Origin of the sequence: Halostagnicola kamekurae (assembly GCF_900116205.1) — an archaeon.
Lineage (GTDB): Archaea > Halobacteriota > Halobacteria > Halobacteriales > Natrialbaceae > Halostagnicola > Halostagnicola kamekurae.
In genome coordinates this window covers 714,989-730,747 of sequence record NZ_FOZS01000002.1, presented here as the reverse complement: position 1 = coordinate 730,747, position 15,759 = coordinate 714,989, and the positions used below count along the sequence as shown (strand labels likewise).

Annotated in this window: 15 protein-coding genes and 1 pseudogene; 8 read left to right on the top strand and 8 right to left on the bottom strand. The window is 63.3% G+C overall.

The features are described 5' to 3' along the window. Window positions 1-7: 7 nt before the first annotated feature. Together BM348_RS11475 and BM348_RS11470 are read left to right on the top strand one after the other, a co-directional pair. Window positions 8-550: a MogA/MoaB family molybdenum cofactor biosynthesis protein gene (locus BM348_RS11475; protein ID WP_092904951.1), complete on the top strand. Its 543-nt coding sequence runs from the start codon at window positions 8-10 to the stop codon at window positions 548-550. Between the two features lie 177 nt (window positions 551-727). After that, a complete protein-coding gene (locus tag BM348_RS11470) occupies window positions 728-1,456 on the top strand; it encodes a 5-formyltetrahydrofolate cyclo-ligase (protein ID WP_245779437.1) in 729 nt (242 codons plus the stop codon). A 497-nt stretch (window positions 1,457-1,953) separates the two neighbouring features. Here the strand turns inward: BM348_RS11470 and BM348_RS11465 are convergent, their stop codons facing one another. The 3 genes from BM348_RS11465 to pyrG are packed head-to-tail and all read right to left on the bottom strand — an operon-like array spanning window position 1,954 to window position 4,864. Then, window positions 1,954-2,274: a DUF7126 family protein gene (locus BM348_RS11465; protein WP_092904949.1), complete on the bottom strand. Its 321-nt coding sequence runs from the start codon at window positions 2,272-2,274 to the stop codon at window positions 1,954-1,956. Continuing rightward, window positions 2,274-3,191, bottom strand: a complete 918-nt coding sequence (gene guaA, locus BM348_RS11460; protein WP_092904948.1) for a glutamine-hydrolyzing GMP synthase — start codon at window positions 3,189-3,191, stop codon at window positions 2,274-2,276. The genes BM348_RS11465 and guaA overlap by 1 nt, the downstream gene beginning before the upstream one ends. Continuing rightward, complete coding sequence (gene pyrG, locus BM348_RS11455; RefSeq protein ID WP_092904947.1) at window positions 3,191-4,864, bottom strand: glutamine hydrolyzing CTP synthase; 1,674 nt, start codon at window positions 4,862-4,864, stop codon at window positions 3,191-3,193. Before pyrG ends, guaA begins: the two co-directional genes overlap by 1 nt. 185 nt (window positions 4,865-5,049) lie before the next feature. Here pyrG and BM348_RS11450 point away from each other — a divergent pair, with 185 nt between their 5' ends. Further along, on the top strand, window positions 5,050-5,424 hold the full coding sequence (locus BM348_RS11450) for a cyclophilin-like fold protein (RefSeq protein ID WP_092904946.1): 375 nt from the start codon (window positions 5,050-5,052) through the stop codon (window positions 5,422-5,424). A gap of 21 nt (window positions 5,425-5,445) precedes the next feature. On the opposite strand, the gene infB is transcribed toward BM348_RS11450, so the two are convergent. Further along, the gene (gene infB, locus BM348_RS11445) at window positions 5,446-7,245 is read right to left on the bottom strand and encodes a translation initiation factor IF-2 (RefSeq protein WP_092904945.1); all 1,800 of its coding nucleotides are present in this window, start codon (window positions 7,243-7,245) and stop codon (window positions 5,446-5,448) included. Between the two features lie 205 nt (window positions 7,246-7,450). Between infB and BM348_RS11440 the strand changes: the two genes are divergently transcribed. Together BM348_RS11440 and BM348_RS11435 are read left to right on the top strand one after the other, a co-directional pair. After that, entirely contained in the window at window positions 7,451-7,696 is a 246-nt protein-coding gene (locus BM348_RS11440; protein ID WP_092904944.1) for a PRC-barrel domain-containing protein, read from the top strand. A 4-nt stretch (window positions 7,697-7,700) separates the two neighbouring features. Further along, window positions 7,701-8,159: an NOB1 family endonuclease gene (locus BM348_RS11435; RefSeq protein ID WP_092904943.1), complete on the top strand. Its 459-nt coding sequence runs from the start codon at window positions 7,701-7,703 to the stop codon at window positions 8,157-8,159. Between the two features lie 42 nt (window positions 8,160-8,201). On the opposite strand, the gene BM348_RS11430 is transcribed toward BM348_RS11435, so the two are convergent. Beyond that, a complete protein-coding gene (locus BM348_RS11430; RefSeq protein ID WP_092904942.1) occupies window positions 8,202-9,317 on the bottom strand; it encodes a CPBP family intramembrane glutamic endopeptidase in 1,116 nt (371 codons plus the stop codon). Between the two features lie 89 nt (window positions 9,318-9,406). Further along, window positions 9,407-10,702, bottom strand: coding sequence for a glucose-6-phosphate isomerase (locus tag BM348_RS11425; protein WP_092904941.1), 1,296 nt, complete (start codon window positions 10,700-10,702; stop codon window positions 9,407-9,409). Between the two features lie 409 nt (window positions 10,703-11,111). Here BM348_RS11425 and BM348_RS11420 point away from each other — a divergent pair, with 409 nt between their 5' ends. Beyond that, the gene (locus BM348_RS11420; protein ID WP_092904940.1) at window positions 11,112-11,585 is read left to right on the top strand and encodes a DUF5812 family protein; all 474 of its coding nucleotides are present in this window, start codon (window positions 11,112-11,114) and stop codon (window positions 11,583-11,585) included. Between the two features lie 39 nt (window positions 11,586-11,624). Here the strand turns inward: BM348_RS11420 and BM348_RS11415 are convergent. Then, a pseudogene (locus BM348_RS11415) lies at window positions 11,625-11,966 on the bottom strand (hypothetical protein). A gap of 355 nt (window positions 11,967-12,321) precedes the next feature. Between BM348_RS11415 and secF the strand changes: the two are divergent. Together secF and BM348_RS11405 are read left to right on the top strand one after the other, a co-directional pair. Continuing rightward, window positions 12,322-13,200 (top strand): protein translocase subunit SecF, encoded by an 879-nt coding sequence (gene secF, locus BM348_RS11410; protein WP_092904939.1) that lies wholly within the window; start codon window positions 12,322-12,324, stop codon window positions 13,198-13,200. Beyond that, window positions 13,197-14,837: a preprotein translocase subunit SecD gene (locus BM348_RS11405; RefSeq protein ID WP_092904938.1), complete on the top strand. Its 1,641-nt coding sequence runs from the start codon at window positions 13,197-13,199 to the stop codon at window positions 14,835-14,837. Before secF ends, BM348_RS11405 begins: the two co-directional genes overlap by 4 nt. 236 nt (window positions 14,838-15,073) lie before the next feature. On the opposite strand, the gene BM348_RS11400 is transcribed toward BM348_RS11405, so the two are convergent. Then, window positions 15,074-15,547, bottom strand: a complete 474-nt coding sequence (locus tag BM348_RS11400) for a hypothetical protein (RefSeq protein ID WP_217642013.1) — start codon at window positions 15,545-15,547, stop codon at window positions 15,074-15,076. Between the last annotated feature and the right edge of the window lie 212 nt (window positions 15,548-15,759).

Genomic DNA, 15,759 nt, shown 5'->3' with positions numbered 1-15,759 from the left:
AGGGGCTATGACCGCAGAAACGGGTGCGGAATCGACCAGCGAGGAGGAGCCTTCGAACGGCGAAATCGGCGTCGCCGTCGTCACTATTTCTGCGGACGGACGGATCGAGGACGACGCGGCCGGCGATGCGATCGTCGCCGCGTTCGACGCCGAGGATCACGAGATCGCAATTCGAGAGCTTATCGATCGAAGCTACGATAACGTACAGGCCAAAGTGTCTCGGCTCCTCGACCGTGACGACGTCGACATCGTCGTCACCGCGGGCGGAACCGGCATCGGACCCGAAGATGCGACGATCGAAGCCGTCCGTCCGCTGCTCGAGAAGGAACTGTCGGCGTTTTCGGAGCTGTTCTACGCGCTCGCCTTCGACGAGATCGGGACGAAGGCCGTCACGAGTCGCACGCTCGCGGGAGTCAGTGACCGGACGCCTATTTTCTGTCTGCCGAACGAACCCGTCGCGATCTCGAGCGCGGTCGAATCGATCATCGTCCCGGAAGCCGATCGGTTGGTCGCGCTGGCGAGCGGACCGGACAGCGACGGCGGAGCGTAATCGATTGGCTGTGCGACGCCCGTCGACGATGGAACGGCGCAACGACCCGCGGACGATCGAACGGCACTGTTCGGACGCACCGCGTGGATATCGTCGCCTCGCCGAACGCCGGCGCGGTCGAACTCGTCCCGTCGCAGAATACCAACGCTGAACTCGGTCGCCGGCCGAACTATGAGCATGCCCACTCCGTCGAAACAGGACATCCGCGAACGCGTCTGGGACGACCTCGAGGAAAGCGGCGAGGCCAGGTTCCCCTTTCCTCCACACGGTCGCATTCCAAACTTCGCGGGCGCGAAGGCGGCGGCCGATCGACTCGCGGCCCGCCCGGAATGGAATCGAGCCGAGACGATCAAGGCGAACCCCGACGCGCCGCAGTTGCCAGTGCGGCGACGCGCCCTTCGCGAGGGAAAGACCGTCTACATGGCCGTTCCCCGGCTTCGCGACGAGCGGTGTTTCCTTCGGCTCGACCCCGACGAACTCGAGGACTACGACGCGGCGACCACCGTCTCCGGATCGTCGGAACACGGCGTCCAGGTCGGCCCCGAAGCGGTGTCACAAATCGACCTGATCGTCTCCGGAAGCGTCGCGGTGGGAACCGACGAGGGCTCGAGCCCGGGCGCACGGATCGGCAAGGGCGAGGGCTACAGCGACCTCGAGTACGCGATCCTCACCGAATTAGGTCTCGTAGACGAGGAGACACCAGTCGCGACGACCGTCCACGAGCGACAGTGCATCGACGAGGAGATACCCACGACCGACCACGACGTCCCGATGGATCTGATCGTCACACCCGACAGAGCGCTCGAGCCGGACGACGCCGTCGATAGGGGCCCATCCGGAATCGATTGGGCTCTCCTTTCTGACGAACGACTCGAGGAAATCCCGGTTCTCGACCAATTGCGGTAGTGATCTGGTGGCGGGGCGGTATTCACGACTCTCCGAATCGAAAACTGGTGCTCGACCCGAGCGGAACGGCATCGACCGGCCCGCCGGTTCGAGCACCGAGAGAATCACAGACAACTCTCGGGGATCTGGTGGGTGATCCGTTGTGAGGATCCACGTCGGGACTCGTCGTCCCGACAGCCATTCCGAAGCGCGATGCGGGTCGGTGCAGCGAACCCGCATCGCCGCGCCGGGATGGCAAGTGGGGGAAGGGTGCTGTGGTGGGGTTGCTGGAAGTCACGGGTCCAAGGCGGTGGGTGCCTTCGTGTGGGTGTGCCCGTCGACCTCCACTCCCAGCTATCGTCGGTTTCCACTTCAACGATGGCGATGGTAGTACCATCTTATTCCGAGTTACCTCGCGATTAAGCACAGTTCAAAACGCCTATATCTGTAGTTAGATAGTTTAAATCGGCCATTTTGTCCGGTTTGGGACAAGACGCACTCGAGCGGTGCCGTCCGGATCAGCCGACCAGTTCCTCGGCGACCATCGCGGGTTCCATCAACGCGGGATCGAGCGCGAGGTCGAGTTGACCGCGGACGAACTCCGGCACCGAGTCCCGCGCGTAGACGACCGTCCGGAGGTCGTCGTTCAGATCCAGCGCGATCGGGACCGTAGTCGATTGGCCGACGTCGGTCAGCACGTACAGATCCGCCTCGAGGATTCCCGCTTCTTCGAGCGTCGGGCGGCTGAGCGTCCCCTCGAGTCGGGTGACGGAGACGCCTTCGGCCTCGAGTGCATCGCCGAGACCGTCTTCGTCCGGACCGGAGACTATCGCGTCCATCACTCGTACTCGATAGTCGCGGGCGGTTTGTGCGTGACGTCGTAGACGACCCGTGCAACGTTCTCGTTCTCGCCGGTAATCCGCGATTGGATCCGCTGGAGCGTCTCCCAGTCGATCTCCTGGGCGCGAGCGGTCATCCCGTCGCGGGATTCGACCGACCGAACGGAGACGATCCAGCCGTGAACTCTGTTGTCACCCTTGACGCCCGTCGCTTTGCCGACGACCGCAGCGAGCGCCTGCCACGGCTCGTACTCCTCGAGTTCCTCCTCGACGACGTGACAGGATTCGCGGGCGATCTCGAGTTTTTCCGCCGTGACCTCGCCGATGACGCGGATGGCGAGTCCGGGGCCGGGGAAGGGCATCCGCTCGGCGACGAGTTCGTCGAGGTCGAGTTCGCGGGCGACCTCCCGGACCTCGTCCTTGTAGAGGTCCCGAACCGGCTCGACGATCCCGTCGAAATCGACCACGTCGGGGAGCCCACCGACGTTGTGGTGGGATTTGATCCCGCCCTCGGATTCGATCCGGTCGGGGTAGATCGTTCCTTGGACGAGAAAGTCCGCGTCGGCGTCTTTCGCTTCGCGTTCGAACTCGCGGATGAACTGCTCGCCGATCACCGACCGCTTCTCTTCGGGATCGGTGACGCCCGAGAGCGCCTCGAGGAACCGGTCTTTGGCGTCGACGACCCGGAGGCTGTCCATGTAGGAGAACGTCTCCCGGATCTGTGCCGTCTCGCCTTTGCGCATCAGCCCGGTGTCGACGTACACCGGTGTCAGTTGATCGCCGATCGCCTCGTAGGCGAGGGCGGCGGCGACGGACGAATCGACGCCGCCTGAAAGGGCGATGACGGCGTTTTCGTCGCCGATTTCGGTTTCGATCTCTTCGACTGCGTCCGGGACGAACGTGTCTGTATTCACCATCAGAAAGTCACCTCTTGTCCGCTCTGGGCGTCTGCGTCGTCGGCGTCGGCCTCCGGTTCTGCGATCGTCGCCTCGACGAGGCCGAGGAACGGCGGACTCGTATCGCCGGGGCGAGAGCTGTACTCGGGGTGGAACTGCGTCCCGAGGAAGTACGGGTGATCCTCGAGTTCGAGGATTTCCATCCGGTTCCCCGCCGTTCCCGAGAACGAGAATGGCTCGTCGGCGAAGTTCTCGAAGTACTCGGGGTTTACCTCGTAGCGGTGTCGGTGCCGTTCCGTACACGAGGTGTCGCCGTAGATCTCTTCGGCGAGCGTCCCCGGCTCGATCTGCGTTTCGTGGGATCCGAGTCGCATCGTCCCGCCCATGTCCTCGACCTCGTACTGTTCGGGGAGGATGTCGATGACCGGGTGGGGCGTCTCCTCGTCCATCTCGGCCGAGTGTGCGCCCTCGAGACCGAGCACGTTACGGGCGTACTCGACGACCGCCATCTGGAAGCCGAGACAGAGGCCGAGAAACGGCACGTCGTTCGTGCGGGCGTACTCGACTGCGTTGATCTTGCCTTCGGTTCCCCGCATTCCGAAGCCGCCGGGGACGATGATCCCGTCGACCCCCTCGAGTTGCCCGTCGTGGCCGTCGGCCATCTCGTCGGCCGCGACCCAGCGGACGTTCACGTCGACGCCGAGTTCGAAGCCGGCGTGTTTCAGCGACTCGTGGATCGACATGTACGCGTCCTCCAAGTCGTACTTGCCGACGAGCGCGACGTCGACCTCGCCCGACTTTTCGGTCGTGACGACCTCACGCCACTCCTTCGTTCGCTCGCTCGAGGGAAGCGCCTCGTCCTCGAGGTCGAAGCGCTCGAGGACGAAGTCGTCGAGTCCCTCCTCTTCGACGACCAGCGGGACGTGATAGACGTCCTCGACGTCGGGGTTCGAGAACACCGCGTCGGTCGGAATGTCGCAAAACAGCGCGATTTTCTCCTTGGTTTCGGGGTCGAGCTTGTCGTCACAGCGCCCGACGATGACGTCGGGCTGGAGGCCAATCGAGCGGACCTCCTTGACGCTGTGTTGGGTCGGCTTGGTCTTCTGTTCGCCGTTTTTCGAGTAGGGGACGAGGGTGACGTGAGCGAAGAGGATGTCCTCGTCGTCTTCCTCGTGGGCGAACTGGCGCAGGGCCTCGAGGTAGGGCATGCCCTCGATGTCCCCGACGGTCCCCCCGACCTCGACGAGACAGACGTCGCTTCCTTCCGCGGCCTCGCGAATGCGCCGTTTGATGTCGTTCGTGATGTGAGGGATGATCTGGACCGTCTTGCCCAGATAGTCGCCCGCCCGCTCCTTCTCGATCACGTGCTGGTAGGTCTTGCCCGTCGTGATGTTGTGATCGAACGTCATGTCGATGTCGAGGAACCGCTCGTAGTTCCCCAGATCGAGGTCGACTTCTCCCCCGTCTTTGAGCACGTAGACCTCGCCGTGCTGGTAGGGATTCATCGTCCCCGCGTCGACGTTCAGGTACGGATCGATCTTCACCGCGGTCACGTCGAAACCGGCGTTTTTCAGGAGTCGGCCGGTGCTGGCGGCCGTGATCCCCTTGCCGAGTCCCGACATCACCCCGCCGGTGACGAAGATGAACTTGTTCCCCAGTGTGGGGTCATAATTAGTGTCCGAGTCCGTCGGCATACCGAGTGTGCGCGCGAGCGGTTGAAAACCATTTCGGGATGGCACCCGCTCCGCGAACCAATGTCATCCCTCGAGAACCGCGAGACCTCGACTGGGAACGTCTCGCCCCCGGTTTCGGTTCCCCCTCCCGTCGGCGCTCGAACCGATGCGGTAGGACTACGTCCCTGCCGTCTGATGGCCTCGATATGTCCGACCTGCGAGTCACCGTCGACGGTCGCGAACTCGAGGCGACCTGGCACGACGACGCCCCGGAAACCCGCCGGGCGCTCGAGCGCGAACTGCCGCTCGAGGGCGAGGCCGTCCGCTGGGGCGACGAACTGTACTTCGACGTGCCGCTCGATGCGCCGGCCGAAAACCAGTCCGAGGCGGTCCCGGTCGGCGCGATCGCCTACTGGCCCACCGGGGACAAACTCTGTCTGTTCTGGGGGCCGACGCCGGCGAGTCGCGGCGAGGAACCGCGGGCGACCGCGCCCGTCAACGTGGTTGGCAGGCTCGAGGACGTTTCGGCGCTGTCGGATCTCGAGGGCGGCGCTCGAGTGCGGTTCGATGTCGAAAACTGAGAAGTTAGCTGCTAAACGGCTCTACTTGCCCCAGAACGGATCCCGCTTGCGCTGTTTCTCGAGGTACATGTTCAGCGCCTCGAGTTCGTCGCCGGGGATCTCGTCGGTCAGTTCCTGTTCTAAGATCTTGGCGTGCTTTTCTGGGACCTCCATCCAGAGTTCGTCGCCCTCCTCGATCTGTCGGCCGACGGTCGGGCCGTCGATGGCGACGGAGACGCGGTTGCCGGCGCGGGCCTCGTCGACGTCCTCGCCTTGCTCTTGGATCCCTTTGACCTGCCCGACGCGTTCGGTCTCGTTGCCGTCCCAGGTGACGACGAAGTTGTTGTTCTGGATCGTGCCGGCGTTGACTTCCACGCCGACGACAGCCGGATCGTTCTGTCTGAAGGTGTGATCCGGCAGGATCCGGAATCGCGCGGGTCGGGAGATGTTCTCGAGGATCGTGTCCTGCTGGGCGCGCTCGAGTTCCTCGACGTGTTCGTCGTACTCCTCGACGAGCTGGTAGATGACCTCGTCGGTGAACAGTTTCACGTCGTCCTGTTCGGCCCGCGTCTTGGCGTCCGCGAGGACGTCGACGTTGAACCCGAGGATCGCCTGCTGTTTCGGGTCCTCCGCCGTCGACGCGACGGAGACGTCCCGCGGCGCGATATCGCCGACCTCTGCGCTGACGATCGGAATCTCGGCCTCGCCGAGCGCGTCGGCCATCGCCTCGAGACTCCCGAGGGTGTCGGCCTTGACGACGACGCCCTGTTCGTCGGTGTCGACGGCGATGTCGGCGAGTTCGGCCCGCACCTCTTCGACGACATCCTCGAGGTCTCGGTCTCTGACGACGCGAACCGGCGCGCCGGCCATCGCGTCCTTGAGCTCCGGCGCGGCGATCTTGATCCCCGAGGCGGCCTTGACCGACTCGACCTTTTCGAACCGGCTCTCGGTCCGGATCTCGGCGAGCGGTCGCGGCTGAAGCAGCGCGCGCACGTCGGTGACGATCGGTTCGTTCGTTCCGCCGACGACGACCGTGTCGTCGCTGCGGATCGTCCCGTCGTAGAGGACCGTATCGACCGTCGTTCCGAACCCCTTCTCCTCTTTGACCTCGAGGACGGTCCCGACGCCGGGGCCGGCGACGTCGATCTCCATCTCGGCTTTCATGTAGCGCTGGGAGAGGCCCATCATCACCGCGAGCAGGTCGGGGACTCCCTCGCCGGTCATCGCCGAGACGGGGACGACGCCGACGTTGCGCTGGAAGTTCTGGACCCGCCAGTAGAGGTCCGCGGAGAACCCCTCGTCGCTCAACTCGCCGATGATTTCGTAGAGGCTCTCGTCGAGTCTCGAGGCCGCGCGATCCGACTGAGCGTCGTAGGTGTCGTTGATCGGCGTGTCCTCGTTGGGATTCCAGCCCGGGACGGTATCGATCTTGTTCGCGGCGACGATGAAGGGCGTCTCCGACCGTTTGAGGATGTCGAGCGCCTCGATAGTCTGTGGCTGAAAGCCGTCGTTGACGTCGACGACGAGGATCGCGATGTCCGCGAGGGCACCGCCGCGCGAGCGAAGCGTCGTGAAAGAGTGGTGTCCCGGCGTGTCGATAAAGAGCAACCCGGGGAGATCGAAATCGTCGGGATCGACAAGTTCGCCCGCGATCGTCGAGATGACGTCTAGGGGGACGGCAGTGGCACCGATGTGCTGTGTGATCGCGCCGGCCTCGCCCTCGATCACGGCCGAGCCGCGTATCTTATCGAGGAGGCTCGTCTTACCGTGATCGACGTGCCCGAGGACGGCCACGATCGGCGTTCTGAGAGATGTGGGGTCGTGTGTGTCCGTGTCCGTCATGGTGAACCACCAGAGAAGGTCTTGGGTAAACGGTCCGCAGGACGGTAGTTAAACCCATCGTCACGACGACGCCGACCGATTCCGATCGGGCCTAACCCACCGGCCCCAGCAGCGGTCTATCACTGCACCGACGAACTCGAGCAACCGTTCCGAAATCAGTGTTCCCTCCATGGTATTTATTAGCGACTAGTCTGAACGGTACGGTATGAGCGACATACTCGCCGAAAACCTCTCGGGGAAGTCCGTCATGGGATCCGACGGAGTTGAACTGGGAATGCTCTACAACGTCACGATGGACATCAAATCGGGTAAACTACACGACCTCGTCATCGACCCCGACGAGGAGCTACCCGGCCACGCGGTCGATTTCGACCGCGACGACACCGGCCGATTCCGCGTGCCCGTCAGCCGCGTTCAGGCGGTCAAAGACTACATCGTCGTCAAGCGCTAACGGTATGTACATCCTCGATTCCTCGGCTTTTATCCACGATTTTCACACGACAGAACAGTCTGCGACCATCCCGCTCGTCCGCGACGAACTCGAGGACGAGAGCGCCTACCGCTACGACGCGATGGAAGGCTCCGGAATGCACATCCACATTCCGAACGAGGACACCACCGAACAGGTCGAACGCGCGGCCCGAGAGTCGGGCGACTTCGAGACTCTCTCGGAAACCGACATCCGACTCGTCGCGGCGAGTTTCGAACTCGACGGCGTGCTTGTCACCGACGACTACGCGATGCAAAACGTCGCGGAAAAGTTAAACGTCGACGTCGAAGTGATCGCTCGAGAGGGGATCGAAGAACAGCGCGACTGGCGGTTCCAGTGTCAGGGCTGCGGTCGAGAGTTCGACGACGAGAAGGATCGCTGTCCGATCTGCGGATCCGGACTCGCTCGCAAGAATCCGAGTTAATTTCGCGGCGGTAATTCTCGCGATGGACTGTCGGTTGCAAGCTCAGGATAGATACGGCACGAAAAGCAGGGCGTTGTAACAGCCGTGGACCAGCGCGGGGACGACCAGGTTGTCCGTCCGCTCGTAAATCGTCCCGAGCACCAGCGAGAGCGCGAAGACGCTGATGAGACTCGCGAGCACTCGCCCCGCGCCGGCGGTCGCGTAGGCGCCGACGTGGACGACCATGAAGACGGTGCTCGCGACCACGATCGCGCTGGGTCGCGAAAACGTTTCGTACAGCGACTTCTGGACGACGTTTCGGTACAGAAGTTCTTCGAATGGTCCGACGATAAGCACCATCGCCGGGACGATGATCACGACGAGCCCGACGTTCTGTTCGACCGTTTCGGACAGGCTGTGTTCGGCGGATTCGACGCCCGCACCGGTTATGAGCATCGAGACCGCGATGTTTGCACCGAAGATGAGAATGAGGCCGACGACCATCCAGACCACCGTCCGAAGCGTCGGCAGCTCGATATCGACGTACGACAGGCCGTACCCGCGAAACAGAAGATAGCCGACGGCGACCGTTCCGAGACCGAGACCGGTCGCGAGATAGCTCACGGCCTGCCACTGGAACTCAGTCAGCTCTCCGACCGCGACTATCATCGGCACCGAGACGACGATCGACGCGATCTGCATCGCGATCAGGCCGGCGAACCCGAGGATCACCATCTCGAGGAACTGTCCGGCTCGCCGGCTCAGTCCGGTCCCGGAGATGCCGGCGTACTCCGCGATGGCGACTCCAGTCGCGGTGAAACTCGTGACGAGAGCGCCGAATAATAGCGATATCGACCAGCCGACTTCGGGAACGGTCACCGAACCGGACGTGCCGAGCATGATCGCCGTCGCCGAGAGAACCACGACGAGGGCGCTCGAGACCGCGGCGACGAGCCCGCTTCGCTCGCGCTCGAGGATGCCATAGCGTCTCGCGAGAAAGGCCGCGACGGCGATGGCGGCGAAGACGCTCGCCCCCAGGACGGTCGGCTCGTCGATGCCCTGTCGAACGGGGACCAGGAGACATCCCATCGTGAGCGCGGTAACGATGGTTCCGACCGCGGGGACGGCGTCGACGCCGCTCGCGTCGCCGTCTGCATCCGACTGTGCTGTCGTGCCCATACCCACACTGACCGGCGAACGCACATAGGGCCACCGCATTCGGCTATCGCGTCACCGCGCTGTGGGCCTCCACTCCGGGGATCGGGCGACTACCGCTCGACGCGAAGGGTCGTCTTCTCCGCGACGGCGTCCGCTTCGGCGAACTCGCCCCCACCGAGCAGGCCGCGGGTCGCGTTCTTCGCCCACTCGACGGCCGGCTGGTTGAACGCGTTCACGCTGTAGAGTTCGCCGGCGAGCACGCACGACGCCTCCATTCCGTAGAGCAGGCCGCCGAGTTCGTACTCGTCGACCGTCTCGAGTTCGACGCGCACGTTCGGGCGACCGGCGGCGGCGAGGCTCGCCTCGGTCGCCTCGAACTCGGCCTCGAGCAGTTCGCCGAGCGTGGAGTCGCCGAGATAGGCGAGTTCCTCGACCTCGGTGTCCGGAATCGCTCGGTCGGAGCGCTCTCGCGGCGCGACGAACGTGACGAGTTTGTCCCGCGGGCCCGCGCGATACAACTGAAGCTGTGAGTGCTGGTCGGTGACTCCGAGCGCCCGAACGGGTGTCTGTCCGAGGTCGTCCTTGCCCAGACTCTCGGCCCACAGCTGGGCGAACCACTCCGCATAGGTCTCGAGCGATTCCGCGTACGGAATCATCGCGTTGATTCCGGCTCCGCGGCCGTCGAGCGCGTAGGTGGTCGCCCCGTAGGCGTAGGCGGGACACTCGAACAGCGATCCCGACAGCGATTCGGCTTCGGTTCGCGCGCCCTCGAGCAGCGCCTCGAGGTCGTGGCCGGCGACCGCGGCGGCGACCATTCCGACCGGCGAGAGCGCCGAGAACCGGCCGGGGACGCCGTCGGGAACCCGAAGTTTCGGCAGGTCGTGGCGCTCGGCGAGATCCGAGAGGGGGCCGGCCTCGCCGGTGGTCACGATCGTTCGTTCGGTCCAGTCGACGCCCGCGGCTTCGAAGGCGTCCCGAACCACGAGGAAGTTCGCCAGCGTCTCCGCGGTCGTGCCCGACTTCGAGACGACGTTGATTGCCGTCTCGGCGAGCGGAACCGACTCGAGTCGGCTCGTCACCCATTCGGGGTCGACGTTGTCGAGAAAGACCATCTCGGTGTCTCCCTCGAGCGCGTCGACGATCGTCGCCGCGCCCAGCGCGCTGCCGCCGATTCCGATCGTGATCAGCGCCTCGGCGTCGGCGACGGGGTCGACCGCTCGCCGAATCTCGTCGGGATCGGTTCGCTCGGGGAGGTTCAACGCGGCGTAGCCGTGCTCGTGATTCTCCCTGCCGGTTTCGATGCGTTCGTGGGCCTGACCGACCCGCTCGTCGAGCCGGTCGAGCGCCTCTCGAGAGATGCCCGGCGAGGCGACCGACGCGAGCGCGTTGCCGATATCGACGTCCATGCGCGAGAGCGCGACGGCCGGCCCTAAAGGCGTTCCGTCATCCGATCGATCGGGATTCGATGTGTCGCTCTTTTCACCCAATCCACGCACATTGCCAGTCCGCTACCCCATCCAAAACTGCCAGTCCGCCACCCCACTCGAATCGCCAGCCCGTCCAATCCACCGCGGGGTGGGACTGAAAGGGGCTTTCGCGGGTCGACGAACCCGGACGACGCAAGCACTGCAGGGAGCGAGCGCAGCGAGTGACCGAAGCGCACAGCGAGGCCCGGGAGTCGAGCGCGAAAGGGGCTTTCATCGTATTCTTCCTGCAAGGACTCGCCGCCTGCTCGTCTCCCCAGTTGTTCATACCCCACACGGAACGGGAGGCGAGGAACGAAACCGGGAAACGCCTCGCCCGCGAGACTCGAGTATGAGCGAGAAGACGGCGACGTTCGTCGTCACCCACGCGGAAGAAGAGTCGGCGGTCGTCAGAGACGTCGAGACGGCGCAGGTTCACACCCTCGCGTCGAATCCCGGCCTCGAGGTCGACGACGTGCTCGAGGCGACGGTGGCACCGAAGCCGCCGCTCGAGGTCGCCTGGGAGGTCGTCGACGTCGAGGATCGGCGGACGGTCGAGCTCGTCGATAGCGATCTCAGCCCGACCACCCACGAACGAGAACTGGCGGCCGACGCCCAGCCGGGCGAGGTCGTCCGCGAGGAGCGAGCGGGAACCGGCGAGATTCACGTCCTCTCGCTTCCGGACGAAGACGTCGACGACGCGGCCGCCGACGTACTCGAGGACGACGAGACGGTGGCTCGAGCGGCCCGGCTCGAGGCCGTCCGCGTCGAGGTTCGCTCAGATCCCGAGGCGGGCGTCTTGAGCGTTCGGTACCTGCCCGACTGATCGGCGCGGTCGTCGCTGTAACCCGGATTGTACGAACCGTTAGGCCCGTTTCGGGCCGCCTTCGCTCTGGACGCGCCAACTGCCCTCGACGCCGCAGGCCTCGCGGGCTTCGTACTCGAGTTCGGTTTCCTCGCCGATCAGGTCGCCGCCCTCGAGTCGTTCGACCCGCAGCGGCACGTCGAGCGTGCTCCCACAGCAGCCGACGTCGACGAACTCCTCCCAGATATCGCCGACTCAAGCCTCGTCTCGCGTCTTTCGGAGAAAGGCTCGAAACGAGGACTGCTCGAGTTGCGACCGCCCCCACTCCGAGAGGTCCTCGGGGTAGGAAACGACGACGCGCGTCGCCCGCTCTCGTGGCTCCGCTCGAGGTTCGTTCGACATAGGGGGAGAAACGGGCTCGAGTCTCAAAACGGTACCGTGGGATTTGGGGCTGGAACTGACCAGTCGAATCCGGGCCCGGAACGACTGGCATCTCGCTCGAGGGTGGGCGATTCCTCGCGCCCCGGATTCGATGGTGGGACCGGGCTCGCTCGAAAGGTTCGACGACTCGAGAGATCGGACCGGCTCGAGGGACGGGCCTGCTCGAGCTATGGGTCAATTAATTCACCCTCGGCCTAGCCCAGAAATTGATCCCTTATTCGCATTGAGGCGGCTGATTTCGTTCGATTTCGCCACGAGAAACTGGCCTTCAAGAATTGCGAAGGCTTACTTTCGGGGGCACCCACGTGGGGCGTATATGGGGTATTTCGACGTACCGGAGATCGAGTACACCCGGTACAGTAACCGGCAACTCGCGGCGATTCCGTTGGCTTTCCTCGCGGTCGCGTTGGCTATTCTATTGGTCGCGTATACCGTCTATGGAACGCCCGTCGCACTCGGAATGGATTTTGCTGGCGGCACGGAACTGACCGTCGAGACGACGGACTCGGAGTCGGCGATCCAGACCGCGTTCGACGAAGAACCAGAGTCGATTCAGTCGACGGGGGCGTCGAACCAGTACATCATCCAGTTCACGTCCGAGGACCAACAGGCGCTGACCGATCAGGCCGAGGAGAACCTCGCGCCAGCTGATGGCAACAGTGAGGTCATCCAAGAGTCCTCCTCGACATCGGCGAGCTTCGGCGCGGAGGCACAGCAAACGGCGCTGCTGGGGATCGCCGTCGCGTTCGTCGGGATGAGCGTTATCACGTTCTTGCTCTTTCGGACGTTCGTCCCGTCGATCGCGATCATCCTCTCGGCGTTTTCGGATCTCGTGATCCCGCTCGCATTCATGAATCTGGCGAACATTCCGCTCACGCTCGGGACCGTCGCCGGGTTGTTGATGCTGATCGGCTACTCGGTCGACTCCGACATCCTGTTGAACAATCACGTTCTCCGTCGTGGCGGGAGCTTCTATGAGAGTACGAACGAGGCGATCAGAACGGGTGTCACGATGACGATTACCTCGATGGTCGCCATGCTCGTGATGGCCATCGCGGCGACGATCATGGGCGTCGAACTGCTGGCCTCGATCGGGACAATCCTGTTCGTCGGGCTGGCAGCCGATCTGATGAACACCTACATGTTGAACCTCAGTCTGCTTCGCTGGTACAAGTTCGAGGGGATCAATCGATGAAACCGACGGCGTTCCTCAAGGAGAATTGGCGCGTTCTCTTGCTCGTCGTGTTCGTCCTCGGCGCGGTCGTCGCGCTGTTTCTCCCCGGCGGCGTCATGGGTGACAGCAGCTACGCCTCGCAAGGAGAGAGCAACCAGTCGTGGACCGAGGACCCGATCAACCTCGAGTACGGGCTCGGTCTCGAGGGCGGGACGCGAATCAGCGCGCCGGTCGTCGGGATGACCGCGGAGAACGTCGACGCCGGCGTCGTTTCCGACGGCGAGGCCGATCAGGATCGGATAACCGAGATCGAAGAGTCGCTGTACGCAGACGAGGCGCTCGACCTCGAGATCGGCGACGCGAACGTCGTCGTCCACGACGACGGCACCGTCAGCGTCGAACTGTTCGTCGACGACGTGAGCGAGGGGGCGTTCGTCGCCGCCCTCGAGGACGCCGACGTCGGGGCGTCCGAAGACGACGTCAGGGAGGGAGTCACGCAGGAAACTCGAAACGACATCATCGAGACGATCACCCTCCGGATCAACGAGGCGGGTCTCTCCGGCGGGCAGGTAACCGACGCGGAGATGAGCGATCAGCACTACGTCGTCACCGAGGTACCCGAGATGGGCGAAGCCGAACTCAGATCGATACTCGAGGATCGAGGTATCGTCGAAGTCGTGGCGTACCACCCGGGAGGCGAGAACGGAACCCAGGTCAACGAGACGGTCCTCACCGGCGACGACATCGCGGAGGTCGACCCGCCGAGACAACCCGAACGGGGAACGGGCTACGAAGTCCCCGTCCAGGTCGAAGATAGCAGCGCCGAGGACTTCCAATCCGACATGCGGGAGATGGGGTATACTGAACAGCAGGGATGGAGTAACTGTCGCGTACAGGACCCACAGACCGGCGAGATGGAATTCAACGACGAGCAGGAACAACACTGTCTGCTCACAGTCGTCGACGGCGAACCGGTCGCCGCACACTCGATGAGCCAGCAACTGGGATCGAGCATGGCCACCGGAGACTGGGCGGAGAGTCCGAGGTTCCAGATGGGCGCCCAGGAGTACTCGGAGGCACAGGCGCTGTCGGTCAACCTGGAGGCCGGCGAACTGCGCGCACCGCTCGATATGACCGAGGGGAAATTCTACTCGCTCCAGCCGGCGCTGGCCGACCAGTTCAAGACCTACTCGCTGCTGATCGGGGTTCTCTCGGTGATCAGCGTCAGCGGCGTCGTCTACGGTCGCTATCAGGATCGGCGCGTCGCAGCGCCGATGATACTCACGGCGCTGGCGGAGGTGTTCATCCTGCTCGGCTTCGCGGCGCTGATACGTATGCCGCTTGACCTCTCGCACATCGCCGGCTTCATCGCCGTCGTCGGAACGGGGGTAGACGACCTGATCATCATCGCCGACGAGGTGATGTCCGAAGGCGACGTCAACTCCCAGCGCGTCTTCGAGTCGCGCTTCCGCAAGGCGTTCTGGGTCATCGGGGCCGCGGCCGCGACGACGATCATCGCGATGTCGCCGCTCGCGGTGCTCAGTCTGGGTGACCTGCGCGGGTTCGCCATCATCACCATCCTCGGCGTGTTGATCGGCGTGCTCATCACCCGACCCGCCTACGGGGATATCCTGCGGCGGCTCCTCACCGACAAGTAACGCCGGAAAACGGCTCTGTTGAAATCCTTGAATTATGATGTTTTTTGGAGTGCGTGCTGACTATAGAGATTGCGTCCATCATTGGTCTTGTTAAAAAAGATGGTCTAGCCAGAGGTCGAAGCGACTCTCCCCCTCAATGGGGACGGTCGGTATAGCGACTCGTGGTTCTCCATCGTCTGCTCAACCTTCCCTTGGTTCGGCTAATACCGACGCATCCCGTCCACGCCGTGAGGAACCTATGGTTTAAGTGTCGTCTCAGCCGTCTCCCTGAAGCCCTTGTAATAGATTATACCCCACAACCGCGTCGACTCGTAGTAGTCGACGGTACCCTCGGTCGGGTCAATGACGACAGGAAACTCGAAGGATGACCAGTGTATTGGGTCGTACAGTTGGACCCAATTGGCGAGATCTGTCTCGCTAACAACGATCGGGTAGACGACGAGGTTGCCACCTAATCCCCGCGGGAGTTTCGATTTCAGGGAGAGGCCGTGCTCGAAGGCAGCCTCGCTGAACGCCCGTGCCTGATAGGCTGTTTCCGCGGTGCCGACCACGAACACGGTGTCGACTAATCCAAACTTCGAGAGCGACAGCGAACGGTCGTGAAACACCGTCACATGCTGGTCGTCCACCGTCGTCGTCGATTGTTCAAACTCGTGGAGTCTCCCCGCAAGCGTTTCGATATACCCCTCAACAGATTCGTCGTTTTTCATGGGAATTTCTTGTCAGTAGATAACTAAAAACTTAGCTGTGAATTCACCACATACGAGTGCTGGCGACATAGTGAGATCGTCTACATATCGACGACCAATTCTGCCCATCAGTTTGGAGTGCTGAATATGCGTGCTGTATTCAGCACGGAGTTTCTATCAACTACGGAGGATTTCAACAGAGCCCGGAAAACCGGTTTTTTTTGATTTACGGG

What these genes read in the sequence shown, in the direction of transcription:
- BM348_RS11475 (WP_092904951.1), top strand. Translation starts at nt 8, where the DNA reads ATGACCGCAGAAACGGGTGCGGAATCGACCAGCGAGGAGGAGCCTTCG.
- BM348_RS11470 (WP_245779437.1), top strand. Translation starts at nt 728, where the DNA reads ATGCCCACTCCGTCGAAACAGGACATCCGCGAACGCGTCTGGGACGAC.
- BM348_RS11465 (WP_092904949.1), bottom strand. Translation starts at nt 2,274, where the DNA reads ATGGACGCGATAGTCTCCGGTCCGGACGAAGACGGTCTCGGCGATGCA.
- guaA (WP_092904948.1), bottom strand. Translation starts at nt 3,191, where the DNA reads ATGGTGAATACAGACACGTTCGTCCCGGACGCAGTCGAAGAGATCGAA.
- pyrG (WP_092904947.1), bottom strand. Translation starts at nt 4,864, where the DNA reads ATGCCGACGGACTCGGACACTAATTATGACCCCACACTGGGGAACAAG.
- BM348_RS11450 (WP_092904946.1), top strand. Translation starts at nt 5,050, where the DNA reads ATGTCCGACCTGCGAGTCACCGTCGACGGTCGCGAACTCGAGGCGACC.
- infB (WP_092904945.1), bottom strand. Translation starts at nt 7,245, where the DNA reads ATGACGGACACGGACACACACGACCCCACATCTCTCAGAACGCCGATC.
- BM348_RS11440 (WP_092904944.1), top strand. Translation starts at nt 7,451, where the DNA reads ATGAGCGACATACTCGCCGAAAACCTCTCGGGGAAGTCCGTCATGGGA.
- BM348_RS11435 (WP_092904943.1), top strand. Translation starts at nt 7,701, where the DNA reads ATGTACATCCTCGATTCCTCGGCTTTTATCCACGATTTTCACACGACA.
- BM348_RS11430 (WP_092904942.1), bottom strand. Translation starts at nt 9,317, where the DNA reads ATGGGCACGACAGCACAGTCGGATGCAGACGGCGACGCGAGCGGCGTC.
- BM348_RS11425 (WP_092904941.1), bottom strand. Translation starts at nt 10,702, where the DNA reads ATGGACGTCGATATCGGCAACGCGCTCGCGTCGGTCGCCTCGCCGGGC.
- BM348_RS11420 (WP_092904940.1), top strand. Translation starts at nt 11,112, where the DNA reads ATGAGCGAGAAGACGGCGACGTTCGTCGTCACCCACGCGGAAGAAGAG.
- secF (WP_092904939.1), top strand. Translation starts at nt 12,322, where the DNA reads ATGGGGTATTTCGACGTACCGGAGATCGAGTACACCCGGTACAGTAAC.
- BM348_RS11405 (WP_092904938.1), top strand. Translation starts at nt 13,197, where the DNA reads ATGAAACCGACGGCGTTCCTCAAGGAGAATTGGCGCGTTCTCTTGCTC.
- BM348_RS11400 (WP_217642013.1), bottom strand. Translation starts at nt 15,547, where the DNA reads ATGAAAAACGACGAATCTGTTGAGGGGTATATCGAAACGCTTGCGGGG.